Origin of the sequence: Kribbella sp. CA-293567 (assembly GCF_027627575.1) — a bacterium.
Lineage (GTDB): Bacteria > Actinomycetota > Actinomycetes > Propionibacteriales > Kribbellaceae > Kribbella.
Window position 1 is genome coordinate 517,710 of record NZ_CP114065.1, and the last position, 17,881, is coordinate 535,590.

At 68.6% G+C, this 17,881-nt stretch carries 16 protein-coding genes; 9 read left to right on the forward strand and 7 right to left on the reverse strand.

Translation table 11 applies throughout. The features are described from left to right. Nucleotides 1-20 precede the first annotated feature (20 nt). The 5 genes from OX958_RS02515 to OX958_RS02535 are packed head-to-tail and all read left to right on the forward strand — an operon-like array spanning nt 21 to nt 5,557. On the forward strand, nt 21-1,109 hold the full coding sequence (locus tag OX958_RS02515; RefSeq protein ID WP_270135431.1) for a mandelate racemase/muconate lactonizing enzyme family protein: 1,089 nt from the start codon (nt 21-23) through the stop codon (nt 1,107-1,109). Then, a complete protein-coding gene (locus OX958_RS02520; protein ID WP_270135432.1) occupies nt 1,106-2,191 on the forward strand; it encodes an ABC transporter permease in 1,086 nt (361 codons plus the stop codon). Before OX958_RS02515 ends, OX958_RS02520 begins: the two co-directional genes overlap by 4 nt. Beyond that, complete coding sequence (locus OX958_RS02525; RefSeq protein ID WP_270135434.1) at nt 2,188-3,183, forward strand: ABC transporter permease; 996 nt, start codon at nt 2,188-2,190, stop codon at nt 3,181-3,183. The genes OX958_RS02520 and OX958_RS02525 overlap by 4 nt, the downstream gene beginning before the upstream one ends. Continuing rightward, a complete protein-coding gene (locus OX958_RS02530) occupies nt 3,180-4,715 on the forward strand; it encodes a sugar ABC transporter ATP-binding protein (RefSeq protein WP_270135436.1) in 1,536 nt (511 codons plus the stop codon). Before OX958_RS02525 ends, OX958_RS02530 begins: the two co-directional genes overlap by 4 nt. After that, nucleotides 4,712-5,557: an amidohydrolase family protein gene (locus OX958_RS02535; RefSeq protein ID WP_270135438.1), complete on the forward strand. Its 846-nt coding sequence runs from the start codon at nt 4,712-4,714 to the stop codon at nt 5,555-5,557. The genes OX958_RS02530 and OX958_RS02535 overlap by 4 nt, the downstream gene beginning before the upstream one ends. Nucleotides 5,558-5,561: 4 nt before the next feature. Here OX958_RS02535 and OX958_RS02540 read toward each other — a convergent pair whose 3' ends face one another. Together OX958_RS02540 and OX958_RS02545 are read right to left on the reverse strand one after the other, a co-directional pair. Further along, the gene (locus OX958_RS02540; protein WP_270135440.1) at nt 5,562-6,614 is read right to left on the reverse strand and encodes a DNA polymerase IV; all 1,053 of its coding nucleotides are present in this window, start codon (nt 6,612-6,614) and stop codon (nt 5,562-5,564) included. Nucleotides 6,615-6,677: 63 nt separating this feature from the next. Beyond that, nucleotides 6,678-7,112, reverse strand: coding sequence for a GNAT family N-acetyltransferase (locus OX958_RS02545; protein WP_270135441.1), 435 nt, complete (start codon nt 7,110-7,112; stop codon nt 6,678-6,680). A gap of 226 nt (nt 7,113-7,338) precedes the next feature. Here OX958_RS02545 and OX958_RS02550 point away from each other — a divergent pair, with 226 nt between their 5' ends. Both OX958_RS02550 and OX958_RS02555 read left to right on the forward strand, forming a co-directional pair. Beyond that, on the forward strand, nt 7,339-9,723 hold the full coding sequence (locus tag OX958_RS02550) for an immune inhibitor A domain-containing protein (RefSeq protein ID WP_270135443.1): 2,385 nt from the start codon (nt 7,339-7,341) through the stop codon (nt 9,721-9,723). A 124-nt stretch (nt 9,724-9,847) separates the two neighbouring features. Beyond that, nucleotides 9,848-10,159, forward strand: coding sequence for a WhiB family transcriptional regulator (locus tag OX958_RS02555; RefSeq protein WP_270135445.1), 312 nt, complete (start codon nt 9,848-9,850; stop codon nt 10,157-10,159). Nucleotides 10,160-10,228: 69 nt separating this feature from the next. Here the strand turns inward: OX958_RS02555 and OX958_RS02560 are convergent, their stop codons facing one another. Next, on the reverse strand, nt 10,229-10,558 hold the full coding sequence (locus OX958_RS02560) for a TFIIB-type zinc ribbon-containing protein (protein ID WP_270135447.1): 330 nt from the start codon (nt 10,556-10,558) through the stop codon (nt 10,229-10,231). A gap of 144 nt (nt 10,559-10,702) precedes the next feature. Here OX958_RS02560 and OX958_RS02565 point away from each other — a divergent pair, with 144 nt between their 5' ends. Next, the gene (locus OX958_RS02565; RefSeq protein ID WP_270135449.1) at nt 10,703-12,421 is read left to right on the forward strand and encodes an AAA family ATPase; all 1,719 of its coding nucleotides are present in this window, start codon (nt 10,703-10,705) and stop codon (nt 12,419-12,421) included. Between the two features lie 74 nt (nt 12,422-12,495). Here OX958_RS02565 and OX958_RS02570 read toward each other — a convergent pair whose 3' ends face one another. Then, nucleotides 12,496-14,403 carry a penicillin-binding transpeptidase domain-containing protein gene (locus OX958_RS02570; protein WP_270135451.1) on the reverse strand — a complete coding sequence of 636 codons (1,908 nt, stop codon included), beginning with the start codon at nt 14,401-14,403 and terminating at the stop codon, nt 12,496-12,498. A gap of 243 nt (nt 14,404-14,646) precedes the next feature. Then, a complete protein-coding gene (locus OX958_RS02575; RefSeq protein ID WP_270135453.1) occupies nt 14,647-15,408 on the reverse strand; it encodes a VOC family protein in 762 nt (253 codons plus the stop codon). A gap of 128 nt (nt 15,409-15,536) precedes the next feature. Here OX958_RS02575 and OX958_RS02580 point away from each other — a divergent pair, with 128 nt between their 5' ends. Then, nucleotides 15,537-15,866 carry an L-rhamnose mutarotase gene (locus tag OX958_RS02580; RefSeq protein ID WP_270135454.1) on the forward strand — a complete coding sequence of 110 codons (330 nt, stop codon included), beginning with the start codon at nt 15,537-15,539 and terminating at the stop codon, nt 15,864-15,866. 100 nt (nt 15,867-15,966) lie between these two features. Here the strand turns inward: OX958_RS02580 and OX958_RS02585 are convergent, their stop codons facing one another. After that, on the reverse strand, nt 15,967-17,256 hold the full coding sequence (locus OX958_RS02585; RefSeq protein WP_333486481.1) for a type II toxin-antitoxin system HipA family toxin: 1,290 nt from the start codon (nt 17,254-17,256) through the stop codon (nt 15,967-15,969). Then, nucleotides 17,240-17,536 carry a helix-turn-helix domain-containing protein gene (locus OX958_RS02590; protein ID WP_270135458.1) on the reverse strand — a complete coding sequence of 99 codons (297 nt, stop codon included), beginning with the start codon at nt 17,534-17,536 and terminating at the stop codon, nt 17,240-17,242. Before OX958_RS02590 ends, OX958_RS02585 begins: the two co-directional genes overlap by 17 nt. Nucleotides 17,537-17,881: the final 345 nt, after the last annotated feature.

The following is a 17,881-nucleotide window of genomic DNA, read 5'->3' on the forward strand; positions in this document are numbered from 1 at the left end:
CCGGGGCGAAGACCTTGCCGATGACAACGATCACCAGCGCCGAGGCGTTCCTCGTCGATCTCGAGGTGGAGACGGTCCGGACCGACGCGGTCCAGTCCTTCCTCAAGCAGGAGACGGTCTTCGTCGAGCTCGGGACCACCGACGGGCGCACCGGCCTGGGCTACTCCTACACGATCGGCACCGGCGGTACCGCGGTGCTCGCGATGCTCCGCGACCACCTGCTTCCCCGGTTGATCGGCGCGGAAGCCCGCAACGTGGAAGCGATCTGGTTCGACCTGTTCGCCTCCACCCGGGCCACCACGGTCGGGGCGATCACGTCGCTCGCGCTCGCCGCGGTCGACACCGCCCTGTGGGATCTGCGATGCCGCCGGGCCAACGAGCCGCTGTGGCGCCTCGCGGGCGGTTTCCGCCGGCGCGTGCCGCTCTACGACACCGAGGGCGGCTGGCTGCACCTGACCACGGACGAGCTCGTCGCCGGGGCGCTCGCGTCGCAGAAGGCAGGCTGGCCGGGAGTCAAGCTCAAGGTCGGCAAGCCGCGCGTGCACGAAGATCTCGAGCGGCTGAGCGCGGTACGCGACGCCGTCGGCCCGGCGCTCGACATCATGGTCGACGCCAACCAGTCGATGACGTACGCCGAGGCCAAGCGCCGGGCGCGGGCCTTCGAGCCGCTCGACCTGAGCTGGTTCGAGGAGCCACTGCCCGCCGACGACCTGACCGGGCACGTCCGGCTGGCCGAGTCGACCTCGATCCCGATCGCGGTCGGCGAGTCGATGTACTCGATCTCGCAGTTCCGCGAGTACGTCGCCGCCGGCGCGGCCGGCATCGTCCAGGTGGACGTCGCCCGGATCGGCGGTATCACCCCGTGGCTGAAGGTGGCGCACCTCGCCGAGACCTTCAACCTGGAGGTCTGCCCGCACTTCCTGATGGAGCTGCACGTCAGCCTGACCGCCGCCGTACCGAACGGCCGGTACGTCGAGCACATCCCGCAGCTGCGCGCGATCACCCGCACCGAGATGGAGATCGCCGACGGTCACGCCGTCGCTCCCGACGAGCCCGGCCTCGGGATCGACTGGGACCGCGACGCGATCGACGACCGGCGGGTCTCGTGAGCGCGCCCGTCTCGGAGACGGCCACCGCGGCGCTGCAGGAGCCGGACCCACCGGCCGAGCAGCCACGCGGCGGTCGTACGCCGTGGTGGGCGAACCAGCGGATCGGCCTGCTGATCCTGGTGGTGGCACTCGGGGTGCTCTTCGGCGTCCTGCGGCCCGCCTTCTTCAACCAGCAACTGGTCGTCTTCCCGCTGCTGCGGGACATCGCGATGTTCACCGTCGTCGGCCTGGCGCAGCTGTGCGTGCTGTCGATCGGGCACATGAACCTCGCCGTCGGCCGGATGGCCGCCTTCTCGATGATGATCACCGGCATCTCCTACGACCTGTGGCACTTCAACTTGTACGCCGGTCTGCTGGTCGGTCTGATCGCCGGGACCGCGATCGGCGCGCTGGCCGGCTGGGTGATCGCGCGCACCGGCGTCAACTCGTTCGTCGTGACGCTCGCGCTCGACTTCCTGCTGCTCGGCCTGATTCCACTCGTCTACACCGGCCTGACCGACAACGCGGCCTTCGTCACCAAGCCGCCGGGGATGCGCGAGCTGCGCAACTACTCGCTCGGTGACGTCTGTGTCGGCAACCTCTGCGGCTCGCCCGCCGTACCGCAGCTGGCGCTCTTCGCCGTCGTGGCGATGCTCGTGGTGGGCTGGATCTACAGCCGGACCAAGCTCGGCCGGGAGCTGCTGATGACCGGTACGTCGGTCAAGGCCGCCGAGCTGTCGGGGATCCCGACCGCCCGCCGGGTGATCACCGCGCACGCGATGTCGGGCTGCCTGGCCGCGTTGGCCGGCTTCATGCTGGCGGTCAGCACCGGGTCGATCAAGGCGACGATCGGCGAGGAGTTCATGCTGCCGTCGTTCCTCGGACCGATCCTGGGCGGCACCCTGCTGGCCGGCGGTTTCATCTCGGTCTGGGGCACGTTGCTCGGTACCGCGCTGACCTCGGTGATCCGCAAGGGCCTCGACCTGCTGGGCGTCGGGCTGGAGAGCCTGAACATCTACCTCGGGCTGATCCTGCTGGCCGCGCTGTCGACCGACCGGATCCGGACCGTGCTGTCCGACCGGCAGGGGGTGAGGAAACGATGAGGCGGTTCGCGAAGACCACCGAGATGACGTTGCTGGTGATCGGAGTGGTGTTCTTCCTCGGCCTGGTGATCGCTTCGGGTGGGGACCTGCTCGAGCAGAACTCCCTGCGGGTGCTGCTGCAGTTCCTTGCCGTGCCAGTGCTGATCGGACTGGCTCAGATGGTGGTGCTGGCCGTGGGGCAACTCAACCTCGCCGTCGGTGCCGTCGGGGGTTTCGCCGCCTGCACGATGGGTGTGCTGATGGCCGACCACGGCGTACCGGTGCCGCTCGCCCTGCTGATCGGCTTCCTGCTGGCCGCGGCCGCCGGCCTGGCGAACGGGCTGCTCGTCGTGCTGACCCGGATCAACGGCTTCATCGTCACACTGGCGACGATGACCGTGCTGCTCGGCGTGCAGTACCGGCTGGTCGGCACGCGCACCGTCGACGCCTACCCCCAGGGACTCAAGAGCTTCGGCTCGTACGCCGTGTTCGGGGTGCTGCCGCTGATCTTCGTGGTGGCGCTCGTGGTGGCGGCCCTGCTCGCCGTGATGCTGCGCCGCACGGTGCCTGGCCGTCAACTGCTCGCATCGGGCGGCAATCCCATCGCAGCCAGACTGTCGGGCATCTCCAACGACCGCTCGGTGATCGTCGCGCACACCTTGTCGGGCGCGATCCTCGGCGTCGCGGCGATCCTGACGGTGGCCTCGTCCCCCGGGGTCAACAAGAGCATCGGCGGCGACTGGCTGCTGCCGAGCTTCGCGGCGCCGATCATCGGTGGCGCCCTGCTGACCGGCGGCTCGGCCGTCGTGCTCGGCACGGTGCTGGCCGCCTTCATCGTGCGCTTCGTCGACACGGCCCGGGCGGAGTTCTCGCTCGAGCCCAGCTGGGTGAACTTCGTCGTCGGCAGCGTGGTGCTCGGTTCGGTGGTGCTCGGGCAGTTGCGGACGCGCCGCCAGGAGCGTCGTACGGTCGTGAAAGCGCCGGACACGGCGGTAGCCGGAGGGGTGTCATGACGCTGTTCGAAGCTGCCGAGGTGGACAAGCTGTTCCCGGGGGTCCGGGCGCTCGACGGGGTGACGCTGAAGCTCGAAGCGGGCTCCGTGCACGCGTTGCTCGGAGAGAACGGCGCCGGCAAGTCGACGCTGATCAAGGTGATCACCGGGCTCTACAAGCCCGACGGCGGGCGGTTGCTGCTGGACGGCCAGGAGGTCGCTTTCGGGTCGCCGCACGAGTCGGCCTCGGCCGGGATCGGCGTGGTGCACCAGGAGCGCAACCTGATCCCGGGCTTCACGGTGGGCGAGAACATCCTGCTCCAGAAGCTGCCGACCTCCCGCGGGCTGGTGGATCGCGGGCGGATCAGGGCGGAGGCGTCGCGCTGGCTGGCCGAGCTCGACCTCGACCTCGATCCCGAGCTGCCGGTGACGGAACTGTCCGTCGCGCAGGCGCAGTTGGTGGAGATCGCCAAGGCGCTGTCGGTGGAGAGCCGCGTGCTGCTGCTCGACGAGCCGACCGCCTCGATCACGCCGAACGAGGCCGAGCGGCTGTTCCGGGCGGTCGAGAAACTGAAGAACGACGGGCGCGCGGTGCTGTTCGTCAGCCACAAGCTCGAAGAGGTCTTCCAGATCTGCGACACCGTCACGGTACTGCGGGACGGGGCGTCGGTGCTGGAGTCGGGGGCGCTCGCCGACCTGACTCGTGACCAGGTCGTCGACCTGATGGTCGGTCGCGTGCACGAGGCGCTGACGCTGCCACCGCGGACCGTCGACCAGGCCGCCGCGCCGCTGCTGGAGCTGTCCGGCGTCAGTACCGCGACGGGTCACGCAGGGGTGGATCTGTCCGTCCGGCCCGGTGAGATCGTCGGGCTCTACGGGCTGGTCGGCGCCGGCCGGAGCGAGCTGGCGAAGGCGTTGCTGGGCCTCGACCGGATCACGGCGGGCGAAGTCCGGGTGCGGGGTGAGGCGGTGCGGATCCGGAACGTGCGGGACGCGCTGAAGAACCACAAGATCGGCTACGTCACCGAGAACCGCAAGGAGGAAGGCGTCTTCCTCGAGCAGTCGGTCGGCCGGAACATCGCGGTCACCGTCTGGGACAAGCTCGGCAAGCGACTCGCGGGGATCCCGGGGCTGGGCTTCGTGCCGAGAAAGGCGGAGGCCGCACTGGTCGCGGAGTACGTCGAGCAGCTCGGCATCCGGATCGCGTCCCCGGAGCAACTGGCCGGCACGCTGTCGGGTGGCAACCAGCAGAAGGTGTCGCTGGCCAAGTGGCTGGCCGCCAGGACCGAGATCCTGATCATCGACGAGCCGACGGTCGGGATCGACGTCCGGACCAAGGACGCCTTCCACACCCTGATCTGGGATCTGGCCGCGCACGGTCTCGCGATCCTGCTGATCACCTCGGATCTTCCGGAGATGATCACCCTGGCCGACCGGGTCGTGGTGATGCGCGACCACCGGGTTCGCGGTGAGGTCGGCAACGATCACGACTACCCCTCGATGAGCCAGCAGGTCATCCGCCTCATCCACGCAGAAGGGCTGGAGCCGGTATGACCGGACGGGTCGACGCGCACCACCACATCTGGGATCTCAGCGTCCGGGAGCAGACCTGGATGGCCGGTCCGGAGCTGGATCCGGTCCGCCGGAGCTTCTCGATCGACGACCTCGCGCCGCAGGCCGCGGCGGCCGGCGTCACCGCAACCGTGCTGGTGCAGACGGTCGGCGTACCGGCCGAGACGCCGGAGTTCCTGGAAGTTGCCAATAGCAATGAGTTGGTGGCGGGAGTGGTCGGCTGGGTCGACCTCACCGCCGCCGGCGTCGCGGATGCGCTGGCGGAGCTGCGGGAGCGGCCGGACGGCGGTTGGCTGAAGGGCATCCGGCACCAGGTGCACGACGAACCGGACTCGCGATGGCTGTGTCGCGACGACGTGCGGGCCGGGCTCGCCGCCGTGGCCGAGGCAGGTCTCGTCTACGACCTGCTGACCAAGACGCCGCACCTGCCCGCCGCGCTGGAGACCGTACGGGCACTCCCGCAACTGTCCTTCGTGGTCGACCACATCTCGAAGCCGGTGATCGGCGCCGATCTGGAGCCGTGGGCCTCCGACCTCCGGGCGTTGGCAGCCCACCCCAATGTCACCTGCAAGCTCTCCGGCCTGGTCACCGAGGCGTCCTGGACCGACTGGAAGGTCGCCGACCTCAAGCCCTACGTGGACGTAGTACTGGACGCCTTCGGTCCCGACCGGGTGATGTTCGGCTCCGACTGGCCCGTCTGCCTGCTGGCCGCCTCGTACGCCGAGGTCGTCGAAGCGGCAGAAGCCCTGACCTCCACCCTCGCGCCTGCCGAGCAAGAGGCGGTCTTCGGCGCCACCGCTCGCCGGGTCTACCGCCTGACCTGATCCATCACCGCGGGAACTCCAGGCGTACGCCGAGCAGGCGGACCGGGCGCCGGAGCTCGAACTTCTCCAGAAGCACCAAGGCGGCCGCGGCAATCACCTCCGGATCCTGGGTGACCTCCGGCAGCTTGCGGCTCTTGATCGGGGTGTAGAACGACGTGAAGCGGAGCTTCACCGCGATCCGTTGCACGCTGCGGCCCTCGGCGACGACCTCCCGGGTGACCGCGACGGCGATCCGGCGGAGTTCGCGCTCGATCTCCTCGCGGGACTCCAGGTCGGTACTGAAGGTCTCCTCGTGGCTGCGGGAGACCGGTTCGCGGGGTACGTCGGTGACCTCGGTGTCGCCGAGGCCGCGACCGAGGGACAGGTACCAGGCACCCATCTTCGGACCGAAACGCTGGGTCAGTACGTCGAGGTCGGCCGCCGCGAGATCGGCAACGGTGACGATCCCCAGGTCGTTCAGGTTCTGCGACATCCGGCTGCCGATTCCCCAGAGCTCGCGCACCGGGCGGTCGTGCATCACCTCGGCCCAGTTGACCGCGGTCAGCCGGTAGATCCCCAGGCCGCTCCCACTGTCGCGCTTGCCGAAGCCGGTCGCGAGTTTCGCCCTGACCTTGTTGTCGCCGATCCCGATCGAGCAGGCCAGCCCGGTCCGTTCCAGCACGGCCGCGCGGAGCTCGCCGGCCAGTGCCTCCGGATCGTCGGTCGACGCACCGACGAAGCACTCGTCCCAGCCCCACACCTCGACGATCACCGGAAACGACCGCAGCGTGTCCATCACCTCGGCCGAAGCCGCGTCGTACGCCGCCGGGTCGCTCGGCAGGAAGACGGCCTCGGGGCACTTCTTGAACGCCGCCCGCAGCGGCATCCCCGAGTGCACGCCGAACTCCCGCGCCTCGTACGACGCCGTCGCGACCACCTGCCGTGCCTTCGTCGGATCACCCGAGCCGCCGACCACGACCGGCAGCCCACGCAGCTCGGGCCGCCGCCGGATCTCCACGGCCGCGATGAACTGGTCCATGTCGACGTGCAGCAGCCACCAGCCGGATGCGGTGCTCATGCCTCAGAGGTATCACAGCGGACCGGCAGGTCCTGGACTCCGCGCAGCTCGATTGTCGTGAACTCAGAGAGCCTTGCGCATCTCCTGGGTGACGACGACGTAGCCGAGGGAGTCGTACAGGCTGATCGCGGCGGCGTTGTCACCGAAGACGTTCAGGGCGAGGTGTTCGTAACCGCGGCTACGGCACTCGTCCTCGCCGGCCAGCATGATCGAGCGGCCGTAGCCCTTGCCGCGCTGCTCGGGCAGCACCTCGAGCAGGTAGACGAACGGGATCGGCCGGTGCGTGCTGATCCACAGGGTGCCGACCGGCTCGTCCTCGTGCTGGGCCAGCCAGACCCACTGGTTCTCGGTGCGCCGCCCGGCCGGGAGCAGTTGCTCGAACTCCTGGGACGCAGTTTCCAGTGCTGTTGCGGGATCGAGCCCACGCGCCGGCCCGATGGCGCCCGCGTAGTCCTCGACGGAGTGCGCTCGCCAGACAGTGAACTCGTCGTCGGTCATCGGCCGCAGGGTGACTGACGGAGGAGGTGTCTTCGGGCTGCTCACCCGGCGAAGATACCGCCTCGCGCGGTCCCGGGCCGGGCGAGGACGGCGGACGATGATCGCTCAAGGTCACGGATCGGTGACCCTGCGTGCGGTAATCTCGCACCGACTAGTTGCCTCCGGCTCCTGTCCGGTGCGGGGCCGCCGCTGCGCCGCCGGCGTCGGCGTATCCCCAGGAGGAAGTGTGCGCTTCGAACCCGCACGGACGACGGCCATCGGGGTCCTGAGTCTGGCGGTGCTGACCGGTGTCGGTCAGCTGCCGCAATCCGTCGCCGGACCGGCTCCGGCCGGCGGCGACGCCCCCAGCGGACCGGCCGCGGTCAGGGCCGGCTCGGACGAACTCCCCAACCCGCTCGAGGACAAGCGTCGCGACCTGCGCGAGCGGGCCCTGGCCAACGTGCTGAACGGCTCGGCGAAGGTCGAGCAGCGGGGCGCCAGCAAGGTGGTCAAGGTCGGCCAGGAGGTGCAGCGCCCGGCGACCGACGGCCGGAGCAGGATCGCCGGGAAGCGCAAGGACCAGTACGTCGAACTGGCGCGCGAGAAGACCGACAAGATCTTCGTGATCCTGGCCGAGTTCGGCAACCAGCGGCACCCGGACTTCCCGGATCAGGACACCGACCCGGACACGCCCGGACCGACGGTGTTCGACGGCCCGCTGCACAACGCCATCCCCCAGCCGGACCGGAGGACGGACAACTCCACCATCTGGCAGGCCGACTACTCGGCCGAGCACTATCGCCGGCTGTACTTCGGCAAAGGCGACTCGGTGAAGACGTACTACGAGAAGCAATCGTCCGGGCGGTACAGCGTCGACGGGCTGGTCTCCGACTGGGTGAAGGTGCCCTACAACGAGGCGCGGTACGGCCGGAGCAACGGCACCCCGTGCGCCGGCAACATCTGCGGCAACACCTGGAACCTGGTCAGCGACGCGGTGGCGCAGTGGGTCGAGGGCCAGCAGAGCAAGGGACAGAGCGCGGCGCAGATCGAGGCGACGCTGGCGTCGTACGACCGGTGGGACCGCTACGACTTCGATGCCGATGGCAACTTCAATGAGCCGGACGGCTACATCGACCACTTCCAGATCGTGCACTCCGGTGGCGACCAGGCCGACGGCGATCCGCACCAGGCCGAGGACGCGATCTGGTCGCACCGCTGGTACGCCTTCGGCAACACCAGTTCCGGTCCGGCGGCGAACAAGCTCGGTGGCACCCAGATCGGCAGTACCGGGCTGTGGATCGGCGACTACACGATTCAGCCGGAGAACGGCGGGCTGAGCGTCTTCGCGCACGAGTACGGGCACGATCTCGGTCTGCCGGACCACTACGACACCTCCGGTAAGCCGAGCCAGAACCCGGTCAACTGGTGGAGCGTGATGGCGCAGTCCCGCTCCGGCGCCAAGGGCGACGTCGGCATCGGCACCATGCCGCAGGACCTCGGTACCTGGGACAAGATGCAGCTCGGCTGGCTCGACTACGAGAGGGTGCAGGCGGGTGAGACCAGGGTCGTCGACCTCGGTCCGCACGAGTACAACTCGAAGCGGGCGCAGGCCGTCGTGGTCGTGCTGCCGAAGAAGAAGGTGACCACGCGGCTCGTCGAGCCGGCCACCGGGACGAAGTCGTGGTGGAGCGGTACCGGCGACAAACTGGCGAACACGCTCACCCGCAAGCTCACCCTCCCGGCGGGCAAGGCGTCGCTCGACTTCCAGGCGAACTGGACGATCGAGGACTGTGGTTCGGGCGCGTGCGACTACGCCTATGTCGAGGTGAACGACGGATCGGGCTGGCAGGCGATCGCCGGCAGCATCACCACGGCGGCCGAGGCGAACGGGATCGACGGTGACAGCAAGGGCTGGCGGCCGGCGAAGTTCGACCTGTCCGCGTTCGCGGGCAGGACGATCGACCTGCGGTTCCGGTACGCGACGGACGCGGCGACGCACGAGCTCGGGTTCTTCGCCGACGACATCAAACTGACCGCGGGCGGCAGGACCGTGCTCGACGACGGTGCGGAAAGCGGCGCGAACGGCTGGACCGTGACCGGGTTCCAGGCGCTCGGCAACTCGGTGACCAGGGAGTACGACAACTACTACCTGGCGTCGAACTACACCTACAACTCGTTCAACCGGTACCTGCAGTCCGGCCCGTACAACTTCGTCGGCGCCCCGCGGCCGAACTGGGTCGAGCACTTCCCGTACCAGGACGGCCTGCTGGTCTCCTACTGGGACACCTCGCAGGTGGACAACGAGACCGCCGTCCACCCCGGCCAGGGACAATGGCTGCCGATCGACGCCAACCCCACCCCGCGGGTCCGGCTGGACGGCGCCTACTGGCGGAGCACCATCCAGAGCTACGACTCGACCTTCGGACTGCAGCAGTCGGACTCGCTCGAGCTCACCGTGGCAGGCAAGGCGAACCCGGTGCCCGGCGCCGAGGCGGTCCGGACCTTCGACGACCGCAACGAGTTCTGGAGCGCCAAGATCCCGTCGTACGGCGTGAAGGTGCCGCACGTGGGCGTGAAGATCCGGGTGGTCAGCCAGCAGGGCACGTCGATGCGGATCCTGGTTTCGAAGTAGCACAGGTTTGGGTGCGGGTACCAGGTCGGGTGCCGACGGCTATGCAGACAGCCGTCCGGGACCCGACCAGGTACGAGGTGTCTGTGATGGCTGAACTCCGACAGTTGCGGTTCGAGGCGGTCCGATGAGGCGCAAACCGCCCGCCGGGGCGGTCACGAAAGCACCGGAAGGCCTGCCTTCCGCCCTGATCGAGAACTGGGAGTGGCAGGACCACGCCGCCTGCCAGGGGGTGAATCCCGAACTCTTCTTCGCTGCCGAGTCCGAGCGGGGGCTGCGAAAACGGGCCCGTGAACTGCTCGCCAAGTCGCTGTGCGGCACCTGTCCGGTCCGCCGCCAGTGCGCCGAGCACGCGGCGGTCGTCGGCGAGATGTACGGCGTCTGGGGCGGCATCACCGAGGAAGAGCGTGAACCGGCCTTCCACGGCCGCCGCCACTAGCCGCGGGGCAACCTCGGAGCTGAGCTCCGGGCGGCGTGCAGGCTCCCTGCACGCCGTCCGCGGCCGAGGTCAGTCGAAGAGCTCGTCGAAGAAGGACTTCTTCTTCTTGCGTTGCGGGTACTGCTGGTAGCGGTCGCGATCGTTGTCGTAGCGGCGCTTGTCCTCGTACCGCCGGTCGTCGTAGCGCTTCTCCTCGTAGCGAGGCTGCTGCGGGGCCGGCGCGGGTGGCTGCTGGACCGGCTGCGGTCCGTTGTACGCGATCTCGGCGTCGACGAGCTTCTCCAGCTCACCGCGGTCGAGGAAGATGCCGCGGCACTCGGTGCACTGGTCGACGGTGACGCCGCTGCGCTCGTACGTTCTCATCGAGCCTCGGCACTTCGGGCAGGTCAGGGTCTCCATTGAGCCACTCTAGGCGACGAAAAGGCCGGAACGCGGGGACTTCAGCGACTTCTCGGAAAGGTCGCCCGGCCGGGCGTGGCCGGCCGGTGACGCCGGTCGATGAGAAGATGCGGAGGCATTTTCGGTTCCGGCTGGAGGAGAGCGATGGCTGAGCAGTCCGTGGGCTTGCTGGCCCGCCGCCGGGCTCGCGGTCTGTGGGTGCGCGGGGCCAAGCAGCTCGGCTTCGGACGCACCGGCGAACAGGGCGGTACGCCGGACAAGCCTGCCGCCCTGGAGAGCTTCACCCGCGCGCTGGAGCTGGACCCGGGGATGACGGACGCCTGGCTCGGCTTCCACGCGGCCGGCGGCGACCAGGCGACCGCGCTGGCCAAGCTGATCTCCGGGCTGGACCGGTTCGGGGAGGAGCGCGACGCCGACCACCGGCGGCTCAACTCGAGCTTCCAGGCCGGCTGGTGGTTCACCAACCCGCTGGAGACGACCGACCACGTCTGGCACGCGGAGGCCTTCCGGCTGCTCACCGACGGAGACGCCGACGCCGCCGAGGAAGCGGCCGGGAACGTGATCGAGGACGGCCCGCGGCACTTCCTGCTCTCCGCGGCCGAACTGCAGCGCCAGGAGTACGCCGGGGCGATCCGCGAACTCCGCCAGGTCCCCGAGGACGGTCATCTCGGCACCGAGGCGATGCTGCGGCTCGGGATGGCGCTGGCGATCACCGAGCAGTGGAGCGAGGCCGAGACCACCCTGCGCCGGGCCGCCATCCAGGAGGTCAACCACCTGGTCCAGCTGGACGCGGAGTACTACCTGGGCTTCGTGTACCGCGCGACCGGCCGCGAGAAGAACGCGCTGGGCCAGTTCTCCTGGGTCTACGAGCGCAACAACGCGCATCGTCAGGTCGCCGAGGCGCTCGCCAACTCCGATCTCCTGCTCGCCACCTCGCCGCCGCAGACCGTCGAGGAACCGGCGACCTCAGCGCCGGTACGCCGTACCGGAACCGCCAAGCCGGCCGGCCGTCAGCCGGACTGGGGAGCGGTTCAGAGCATCCTGGACGAACTCGACCGCAACGTCGGGATGGCCGAGGTCAAGCGGCAGGTCTCCGCGGTCGCCGCCCAGGTGCGGGCCGGGCTGATCCGGGCCGAACGCGGGCTGCCGACGCCACGTCTCGGCGGCCACCTGATCTTCGCGGGCCCGCCCGGCACCGGCAAGACGACGGTCGCTCGCGTGGTGGCCCGGCTGTACTACGCGCTGGGGTTGCTGTCCGGCGACCGGATGATCGAGACCGATCGCTCGGGCCTGGTCGGCGAGTACATCGGCCACACCGCGGTGAAGACGAACGAGGTGGTCGACTCCGCGCTCGACGGAGTGCTGTTCATCGACGAGGCGTACGCGCTGCGCAAGAAGGACACCCGCAACGACTTCGGCACCGAGGCGATCGACACGCTGCTGAAGCGGATGGAGGACGACCGCGACCGGCTGGTGGTGATCGTCGCCGGGTACTCCGAGCCGATGGCGGAGTTCCTCGAGTCGAACCCCGGTCTGCGCAGCCGTTTCTCCACCCGGGTCGACTTCCCTCGCTACACCGCCGACCAGTTGCGGGAGATCGCGCTGCGCCTGGTCCGCAGTCACGGCGACCGGCTCACCGACGAGGCCCTCGCCGTCCTGACCGCCGTCCTCGAGCAGGTCACCGCCAACGGCCGGATCGACGAGCTCGGCAACGCCCGGTTCATCCGCACCATCCTCGAGAGCGCCGCCAAGCACCGCGACCTGCGGATCTTCAACTCTCCGGGCATCCCCACCGACGAAGCCCTCACCACCCTCGACGGCCCCGACCTGGAGGCCGCCGTCGCCGAGATCCTCAGCTTCTAGAGGGCCTCCGGAAACAGGTTCGCCAGGCCGCGCCCCGAGGGCACGGCCTGGCGAACTCGTCAGCTGCTGTGGGGCTACTTGAACTTGCTGAGGAAGCTGGACACGATCGGCCCGGCCGCCTTGCCGCCGGAGACACCGCCCTCGACGATCACGGCGAAGGCCACGTCACCGCGGTAGCCGACCATCCAGCCGTTGGTGATGACCTTGCCGTTGGCAACTACTTCGGCGGTGCCGGTCTTCGCGGCCACCGCACCCTGGGCCGCCAGGGCCTTCGCGGTCCCGCCGGTGACGGTGGTGCGCATCATCGTGCGCAGCGCGGCAGCAGTTGCCGGAGGCAACGGAGAGGCGGCGGGACCGGCCGGGTCCTTGCCCGGGACCAGCACCGGCTTCAGCGCCGTACCGTGCTTGACGGTGGCGGCGATCATCGCCACGGCCAGCGGGCTGGCCGTCACGGTGCCCTGCCCGATCATCGAGGCTGCCTCGGCGACGTCGTCCTTCGGGGCCGGCACCTGACCGCCGTACGCGGAGATCGCCAGCTTGAGGTCCTGGCCGATGCCGAACATCGCCCCGGCCTTCGTCATCCCGTCGGCCTGCAGCCGGGTGTGCTGGGAGATGAAGGCGGTGTTGCAGGACTCGTTGAACGCCTTCTGCATGGTGCCGTTGCCGTACGGCGCCAGCCCGTCGTAGTTCTTGAAGGTCTTGCCGAAGACGTTGATCGTGTTCGTGCACGGCAGCGCGGTGCTCGCCGTCAGCCCGCTGCCGATCAGCGCCGCGGAGGTGACGATCTTGAACGTCGAACCGGGTGCGTACCGGCCCTGGAAGGCGCGGTTGTAGTTCGTCGGGGTCGGCCCGTTCGCCGCCGCGAGGATCTGGCCGGTGGAGGCCTGGACCGCGACCAGCGAACCGGGCAGCTTGCTGGTTGCCAGGGCGGCCTCGGCGTGGCGCTGCAGGGCCGGGTCGAGGCTGGTCTTGACCGGCGTACCGGGCTTGCCCTGCTGCGAGAAGACCGTCTTGATCGAGAGCTTGGTCTTGCCGTCGCGCAGGGTGACGGTGCCGCCCGGCGTACCGGCGAGGTCCTGCTGGAACGCGTACTGCAGGCCGGTGGTGCCGACCTGGTCGCTGGCGGACGCGTTCGGGCCGGCGTTCTTGAGGGTGTCCTCGGTCGCGGTCTTCATCGTGCCGATGATCGAGCGGGCGAAGGTCGGGCTCTCGGCCAGCGACTGGGTGCCGCCCATCGTCAGCACGCCGGGCAGCTTGCCCATCGTCGGGCGCAGCGCCTCCCACTCGTCGGCACGGATCGTGATCGCGTCCACGAACTGACCGGCCGGTGCACCGGCCGCGCGGGCCTTCAGCTTGGCGCCGTCGACCTGCAGCTTGGTGGTGAAGGCCGCGTACGTCGCCGCGGTCGCGACGTTGCCGGAGGCAACCCCGACGATGACGACCGGACGGTTCGCGGTCAGCGCCTTGCCGTTGCGGTCCAGGATCGACGCGCGGGCCGGCAGCGCGCGGACGCGCTTGAGGTAGTTCGCCTCGCCCAGGCCCGGGTAGATGGTGTCGCCGGCCGCCTTGATCTTCCAGACGTCACCGGTCTTCACGGCGGCGGCCGTGCTGGTCCACTTCATCGTGCCGATACCGCGCAGCACGGCCTCGACGGCGAGGTCCTGGGTGCAGTTGCTGTCGTCCGAGCACTTCGGGTCGCCCTGCGGCGTGACCGTGGCCGACTGCGCGACCAGCGCGCTGTCGACCTCGTCCAGCCGCTTGCCGAACGTGGTCGGCGTGTCGGTCAGCGCGGCGGCCTCGTCCGGCTTGCCGTTCGGCGCCCAGGCCTTCACCCAGGCGGCGGCGAAGTTCTTCACCACCTCGGCGGAGGCTTGCTTCTCGTTGTCGGGGTCCGGTTTGCCCCCACTGCCGGACTTGCTGTCGGTACAACCAGCAGTGGCCAGGACGGCACTCAAACAGACGATGGCAGCAGTTCGCTTCACGTTCTCAACTCTCGCACGGCGACGGGTACACACCTGGAACAGTCTTCGGCGTGTGGCCAGCCTGCCACGAGGGGGAAAATCCCCAGGTGGCAGACCCTGGACACTCCTACGACGCGGGAGCGGCGCCGGAAGTTGGCGGACGAGGCGGAGGTCACCTGCGATTGCCTACGCGAATCGCCTTGATTTACAGCCTGGATCGGGTTGATCCGGCTGGTTCGGTCGAGCTGACTCAGCCAAGTTGACTCAGCCGAGCTGGATGGCGGCGAAGCGGGCGCCTTGCGGGTCGTCCAGGACGGCCATCCGGCCGAAGTCGGTCTCCAGTGGGGCGCCGAGCAACTTGCCGCCGGCTTTGCTGACCTGGTCGATGGTGTGGTCGGTGCTGCTGACCGCGAAGTATGGGAGCCAGTGGGGCGGCGTACCGGCGGGGAAGTCGGGGTGCAGCTCGCCGGTGCCCACGACGGGCTTGTCGGCGGCGTACAGGGCGGCGTACCGGCTGTAGCCGCCGATCTCCTCGGCGCGGTAGCCGAAGACCGAGGTGTAGAACTTCCGAGAGGTCTCGAAGTCCTCGCTGAGCGCCTCGCTCCAGACCAGCCTGCCGGGACCGGTGGTGCGCTCGGTGCCGATGTGGTCGGTGGCCTGCCAGAGGCCGAAGATCGCGCCGTTGGGGTCGGCGGCGAGCGCCATCCGGCCGTGGTCCTCGATCTCGCGCTTCAGCAGTTGGGTGCCCTGGTGGGCGGCGACGGCCTCGAGCGTGCGGTCGAGCTGGTCGGTCGCCAGGTACGTCGTCCAGCGGCTGGGCAGGTGCTCCGTGCCCGGCTGCTTCGGGCCGATGCCGCCGACGTCCTCGCCATCCAGCTTGCAAATCCAGTAGTCGCGAGTGGTCTGCCGCTCACAGTCCCAGCCGAACAGGCCGGCGTAGAAGCCGGCGGCGGCTTCCGCGTCGTCGGCGGCGAGGTCGACCCAGATCGGCGTACCGGGTGGCCACGGCACGCTCTGTTCGACCATCGGGTCCTCCTGCTGGGAAGCGGTGTCCAGAACGGCCCCCAACCTGCCAGGGACTACCCGCCACGTCGAGACGATCACGAGGAGTTCCGATAACGGTTCGGTCACTGCCCGGCGTATCCTGCACGATTGTGACCCGCCTAGCACTGCACAGCCGACTGATCCCCGGCACCGAAGAGGCCTACGAGCTCGAACACGCCCGCGTCTGGCCCGAGCTGATCACCGTCATGACCGCGGCCGGCATCCACGACTGGACCATCTGGCGCAGCGGCCGAGACCTCTTCCACCTGGTCGACTGCGACGACTACGAGGCCGCCGTCGCCCAACTGACCGACAACCCGGTCGACCGCCGCTGGCAGGAACACATGAGCCAGTTCGTCGAGGGTTTCGCCCAGAACCCCGAAGGCCTGGCGGGCCAGTCGCTGCGGCATGTCTGGACGATGAGCGAACAGGTCGACTAGCTCCCCGCGTGCCCTCCGCCCGCTTTTTGCGTTGTCGGCTTGGTGAACACGGCCAGTTGACGGGCCCTCGCGATGCCATCAGCCGCGTTGAACCGAACGACTACCGCAAGTACCGCTCGCAGCGAGCAGTTCGAGTGGCGACGCCGTCGACCAACCGCTGTGGGAGTGAGCTGCCAAGTGCCTGCACTGCTGGATCGGCGGCAGCAGCAGAAATAGCATCCGGCACAGTCGCGATCACCCCGCCGGCGCGATCGCGAACAACCTCTTCCGGCAGGTTCAGTGCCGATGCGAGGTACTTCCAGGGGCTGCTGCCGGGATTGACCCGATAGTCGCTTCCGAACTTCATCGCGAGTCGCATCTTCTGTTCGGCGATGTCGTACGGCAGCGCGGAGGCGACGTCGTAGAAAGGCGCGAGCCTGACCTGATCTCCGGCCAGCAGCAACGAGAAGTTCTTCGCGTGCGCGTCGGTGCCTGCGATCACCCAGTTCCAGACGAGCGCGTCGAGAAAGCTCTCGATGGTCGCGCGCGCGGTAGCTCTCGGCATGATCCGCTGGAACAGGTTCGCGATCTCGCGAGGGCCTGGTCCGCCCTGGTTCTGGTACTTGTTCTCCGGATGCACGCTGAGCGCCTGACAGAGATCTTCTTGATGGATGCGAACCTGCCGACCGTCCTGGGTGACTCGGTCGTAGCGACTGACGACGATCGCACTCTGATCTTCGAATCGTTCGACCCAAGTGCGTACGGCGCGCAAACCTGCGATGCGCATGGCGGACAAGCAGATGTGCTCGTTCAGGTCGTGGTCATCCAGCCCGGTGATCGCCGGCTTGAGAATGTGCGAGGTAGCCAACGAGCCCTGTGGCTGTCCCCACCGCTGCCCGTCGTACAGAAGAGCCGTCTTGGCCTGAGCACCGGCCAAACTGAACCGTCCGGATCGTCCCGCACCGAGCCAAGCCGTGGCGTCGTACTTGAGATCCCGGAGACGCTGAGCCACTTGAGCTTCGGTGAGCCAGTCGATCTCGTTCGATGACTGGTCGGCAAGAACCGCTTCCAGCCGATCCGGCGGTATCAGTCGCACGGCTCCGGGGCAGTCCTCTCCCAACGGAGTGCCCAGGAGAGTGAAGGCGGAATTGGCGGATGCATGGAACTCGCGAGCCCACCGATTCAGTACCGCGTCGTTGTCGGGCAACAGGCCCCACAGCCAAGGGTTGATCTGACCGTCGCTGTGTGAACCGACCTGGGACGGCATCGAGACCGAGATCGGCGTCGCAAGCTCTCTTCCTGAGACGTAGCCGGAGGCGTAAGTGAAAGTGAGCAGGCCGGCGCTCGTACGGTTCACCGTCCCGGCAACCTCTTGGCCCAGGAGCAGTCGAAGTTCAGACACGGTCGTCACGGCCCTCGTCGTACTCGTCGAGGAGAGAGTCGAGATCAGTTGGTTCCCGACCGGATGAGGCGGCGGATGGTTCCTCGACGCGGAGGTCCACAGCAATGCCGAGGGCTGCCACTACAGCCAGAACCCGGCCGACCTCGACGGTGGGCTTGCCTGCCTCGAACGCGGTCAGCCAAGCTCTTGAGACCCCTGCGGCTTCAGCCACAGCCGCCTGAGTCAGGTGCAGCTGCCGGCGGCGTCCACGTGCCGCCGCGCCCAAGGCGTGGGGGGTGCGGATCTCCATCACACCACCTCTCTCGACGTATCTGACAAATGTCAGCGTACGTCGACAAAAGCACGATGTAAACGTACGGCGACATTATCAAGGTGTCGACGTACGCTGACATTTTGATTTCCGGCAGGGTGGCCTGTCCGGTGGTAGAACTGAGCAGATGAGCTCACCCGAGGTTGGCGGATGGCGGGTTACTGGCATCGGGTGGGGGAGTGGGGCGGCTCGGCTGGAGTGGGCTGAGGTCGGGGGTGCTCAGCGGACGACCGCGCTGGAGCTTGGGTCGGACGTGTCGCTGGTGTTCGGCGAGGATCGCCGATGTGTCGGGATCTGGCGGGCCGGGCGGCGGATCGCGTGTTC